This window comes from Phocaeicola coprophilus DSM 18228 = JCM 13818 (genome assembly GCF_000157915.1).
Lineage (GTDB): Bacteria > Bacteroidota > Bacteroidia > Bacteroidales > Bacteroidaceae > Phocaeicola > Phocaeicola coprophilus.
This window is the reverse complement of record NZ_EQ973633.1, coordinates 39,625-44,767: the sequence shown is the minus strand read 5'-3', so window position 1 is coordinate 44,767 and position 5,143 is coordinate 39,625. Positions and strand designations below refer to the sequence as shown.

Annotated in this window: 2 protein-coding genes; both read right to left on the bottom strand. The window is 46.4% G+C overall.

The window, feature by feature from the left end:
- Nucleotides 1-7: 7 nt before the first annotated feature.
- Nucleotides 8-2,341, bottom strand: coding sequence for a glycoside hydrolase family 20 protein (locus tag BACCOPRO_RS03925; protein ID WP_040311157.1), 2,334 nt, complete (start codon nucleotides 2,339-2,341; stop codon nucleotides 8-10).
- 57 nt (nucleotides 2,342-2,398) lie between these two features.
- Nucleotides 2,399-4,966, bottom strand: coding sequence for a beta-mannosidase (locus tag BACCOPRO_RS03920; RefSeq protein WP_008141148.1), 2,568 nt, complete (start codon nucleotides 4,964-4,966; stop codon nucleotides 2,399-2,401).
- Nucleotides 4,967-5,143: the final 177 nt, after the last annotated feature.

The following is a 5,143-nucleotide window of genomic DNA, read 5'->3' as shown; positions in this document are numbered from 1 at the left end:
GTAACGATCAATTCAGAATAATTTCATCAACAAACAGGAATCCCGGATTGCCCTTACCGCCGTGCCATGACGGAATCTTGTGTTCAGGCTGTGCATAAACCTTCACGTAACGGGCTTTCACCGGAGCAAACTTCAGTTCATGAGTATAAACCTGATTCGGATCTGTTTCCTTCATCACCGGATATTTTTCAGAAGCTACTTCCTTGAACACCTTGTTATCATCGGAAACAGATACAGAAATAGCACGTGCATCAAAGATCCAGTCACCTTTTTCTACGGCTGTATGCAGTGTCATGCTGCTGATTTCTGTCGGTTCCTTCAAGTCAATCACAGCTTCCATATCATTCTTGTAGAAAGCAATCCAACGGCCGGTCTTGTAGTTCAGGTTACCTGTCATACCGTCCACCAATACCGTAGCACCGGTAAATTCATACTGCTTGTTAATGGGCTGCAACATCGTGATCGGCTTCATGGATGATTTGCTGAAAGTAATTTCATCTTTCGTAATCCGTGAATTACCTTCCGGACGAACAGCTACCATACGCAATGTGCAAGCCTTGTCTATTTTGACTGTACCGGTATAAGCCTGTGAAGCGGCTGTCGGTTCAGTTCCGTCAAGTGTATAATAAATAGGTGCATTGTCAATAGTGCGTGCCGTTGCATCCAGCGTACCAGTTTCACTGTTCGGCTTGAGTTCGAGCATGACGTCGAAAATGTGCGAAGCATAGTTCCAGCCTTTCAGCTTATAGATATCCACCAGACGGGTTACACGCTGCAGGAATGCTTCATAATTCTTATTTTCAGGAGCACACCATTGTGATTCACACAAAGCAGCCATACGGGGCAAAACCATATACTGAGCCTGCTTCAAGGTCGGAATATATTCCACCCACAAGTTAGCCTGTACACCGATGATGTATTTCTGTTCTTCCGGAGTCAGGGCTTTCGGCATCGGCTCATAGTTATATACCCGTTCCATAGGAAGGTATCCACCGATAGCCAACGGTTCATTGTCGGTATCTTTTGACTGATAATAGTCAAAATACAAATAAGTGTTCGGAGTCATGATTACATCATGTTTCTGCTTGGCAGCCTCAATACCGCCGCCTTCTCCACGCCAGGACATAACCGTTGCATTCGGAGCCAGTCCTCCTTCGAGCGTTTCATCCCATCCGATCATGCGGCGTCCCTTTTCATTCAGGAACTCTTCTGCCTCATGAATCACATAGCTTTGCAGACGTTCTTCTTTTGTATGTTTGGCATCCGACTTCAATCCCAGTGCCTTGATACGGGCCTGACATTTCGGACATTTTTCCCATTGGGTCTTCGGACATTCGTCACCGCCCACATGGATATATTCAGACGGGAAGATATCCACGATCTCAGCCAGTACATCCTTCATAAACTGAATGGTCTGATCATTTCCGGCACAGAGAACATTGTCAGAAATACCCCACTGACGCCATACTTCATACGGACCTCCGGTACATCCCAGTTCCGGATAAGCAGCCAGGGCAGCCTGCATGTGACCGGGCAGGTCGATTTCCGGAATAACGGTAATGTAACGTTCTGCTGCATAAGCAATGATTTCCCTGGCATCTTCCTGAGTATAGAAGCCGCCGTAAGGCTTTCCGTCGTATTTGCCGGAATTGCGGCCAATCACGGTTTCAGAACGTTTTGAACCGATTTCAGTCAACTTCGGATATTTCTTAATCTCAATGCGCCATCCCTGATCATCCGTCAGATGCCAGTGGAAACGGTTGATATTATGCAACGCGAGCATGTCGATAAAGGTCTTCACCTCATCTACCGTAAAGAAATGACGGGATACATCCAGATGCATACCGCGATAGCTGAAACGGGGTTCATCATTGATTTCAACAGCCGGAAGTTCAATATTGGCTCCCTGAGCTACGTCAATAGACTTTCTCAGAGTCTGAATACCATAAAATACACCGGCTTCAGAAGGTGCTGCAATCGTCACCCCGTCTGCATTTACTTTCAGCTGGTAGCCTTCCTTGTTTTCACCAGCCAGTCCCAGTTTTAAGGTAATGCCGTTCTTTCCGCCATCACCTTCCTGAAGTTTCAGCTCCAGACCTGTCTGTTCCTTCACATAAGCAGCCAGAAACTCTGCATTTCGACGCATCATTTCATTACCGGCCGGATAATAAACTACAGCTCCGTTTTTCAACAGATAAGAAGCCTGCTGTGCAGTTGTTATTTCCAAAGGCATGGGTACGACCTGATAATCGGCCACTACCGTTTCTCTAGTCGAGCAGGAAGCAAACAGCAAGCCTGCCAGCGACAATCCCAACAAATGGGTTTTCGATAAAGGGTTCATCATATTGATTGATCTAATTTAAAAATGAATATACATTTAAGATTAATAAAACGACGGTCATTGTACATCACTCAGCTGATGGACAGTAACCTGCAAATGATCCAGTGACTTACCGTCCGGCGAAGTGATGATCACTTTTTTCTTCTGTCCCGGCAACAGATCAAAGAAGTTGTCTGAGAAACGCACTCCCTGAACCGGAACTTCAATAAAGATATCACGAGCCAGCTTGTCAGCCTTCACCGTCACTTCACAATAACCTTTCTTTTGCTTTACCTGCCAGTGCAACGGTGTTTTAGGCAGAAACTGATCCTTTGGATGGGCAAAATAATAGATTTCATCCGACAGGACTTCGCCCTTCTTCGATTTCACGACCATATGCATAAAGGTGGTCGCAGAATCACGGCCGGCAAGAGCCTGTTCCACCGGTTCCTGATAAAACAGTTTGGAAGTATTGGCCGGAAGCAGACCGTCGACTTTCTGTTTGCGGTAAACTTTTCCATTGAAGTCCATCAGTTCCAGATTCAGAGTCAGTTCCTCGTCTGTCAGCCGGTCGGACATGATGTAATAGGAAAGGTTATTTCCCTCCTTGATCGCATCGACCAGAACCGGTGCAAAGGCACGGCGGATCTGATAGTGCATAGCCTTCCAGTTTCCATAATAATCAATGGAAGACCAGGAAACAACCGGCCAGCTGTCGTTCAATTGCCAGGGAAGACTTCCCATGCAGTAAGGACGGTGACGGCGATGAGCTTCTATGCCATGACGCATCCCCTGCCCCTGCAAAATAAGACCGGCATAGATGAGATCCTCAAACTTTTCAGATACCTTATAATATAGGGCCATAGTTTTCTTGATCAGGAAGTTTCCGATAGAAGCCTTCTGATGCGCATTCATCACCGGTGACTCCAGTTCATAATCTTCCGGGGACGCAAACATGCGGATGGTTTTCATTTCGGGAAAAGCCTGAAAGCCGTATTCGCTCATGAAACGGGGAATTTCCGTATCGAGACTTTCAAAAGGTTTCTGTCCATACCAGGTTCCCCAGTTATGGCTGTCTGCTATCTTCCAGCTTTCCGGACGTCCCCAGTTCGCTTCATAGGGAGAACCATGCATGTAAAAACGTCCCGGATCGTTTGCCGCAACCAGTTCGGGCAACAATTGGCGGAACAGGACATCATATCCTTCGGTCATTTCTTTCCAGACCACCGGACTGTATTTGTCCTTCCATCCCCAGTAACGCATTCCCTCATAGATTTCATTATTACCACACCACATAGCCAGAGAAGCGTGATTCCGCAGACGACGCATGTTGTAGACAGCTTCTTCGGATACCCGTTTCAGGAATGTCGGGTCATGAGGATAAGTCGTGCAGGCAAAGATAAAGTCCTGCCACACCAGAATACCATTGCGGTCGGCTTCCTCATAAAAGCGGTCATCTTCGTAGATACCACCTCCCCATACACGAACCATATTCATATTGGCAGCCCGAATATCTTCAAACAGACGGGCATAGCGCTCTCCCGTCATATTGGGAAGCAAAGCATCTCCCGGAATATAGTTAGATCCTTTGGCAAACATCGGTTTCCCGTTCACTTCAAAATAAAAACTCTTTCCGTCTTTATCATCTTCCATGACTACCCGGATTGAGCGGAGTCCGATCGCTTCTTCCCTGGAAGCAACTTCCTTCCCATCAACCGACACTGTTGCTGTAAAGGTATACAAGGCAGGATCTCCCCAGCCGTTAGGCATCCATAAATGCGGCTTTTCAATCCAGGCCGGCATTGACAAAGAATTCTTTCCGGGCTGGAGAACTACAGTCCGGGTCAGGGTATCAGCCTGCTCACCATAAGCATACACCACTTTTACCTGTGCTTCTTTCGGTGTAGTAGTAACATTATTTATTTCCAGCTGATTGTCTACCTTAGCAACCTGTTCCGTTACTTCCTGCTGACGTACAAAGAAATCATCAATGGCCGCCCCATTGCAGAAAGTCAGTTTCACAGGACGCCAGATACCGCTTGTCGCCAGACGGATTCCCCAGTCCCAGCCATATGAATAAGGAGCCTTACGGGTATAAACGCTCATGCGCTTTTCGCTGTGGTCATTGTCAGCCGGATAATTGAAACCATCCGTATCCCACTGGGGAGCCGTTTCCTCAACCGGAGAACGGAAACGAATCATCAGCCGGTTTTCTCCCTCGCGCAAAACATCTTTGACGGCCAGTTTATGGCCAACAAACATATTGTCTGCTTTCAATAGCAAGGAGCCATTCAGATAAACATCGGCATAGGTGTCCAGTCCTTCAAAAGTCAGCCATGCCGCATCACTCTTCAACTGATCAGCCGTCACTGTAAATACAGTCCGGTAAAGCCAGTCTTCTTTCTCTACCCACTGCACTTTCTGTTCGTTCATTCCATAAAACGGATCAGGCAGACGGCCATGATCCAGCAAATCCTGATGAACAGTGCCCGGTACACGTGCAGACATCCATTCATTGCTGCCAGCCTGTGAAAACTCCCAGCCTTTATCCAGTACATAAGTTTGTGACTGTGCAGAAGCCCCTGCTATCGCCATCAGCGACAACGTTCCTCCACACAAGAAAGTCATAATACTCTTTTTCAACATCTTTAATGTATTTATTAATTACCTGTCAAGCCACATCGGACATCTGGCGTTCTGCGTTTCTACATAATATCCAGATTAGAAAGTAAAAGTAAACAAAAAACTTCAGACTATAAAATATTAGCTCCTAAATTATTTAAGTTGCCTCTTTTTTATACAAATTTTGAATAAATCCCTCTG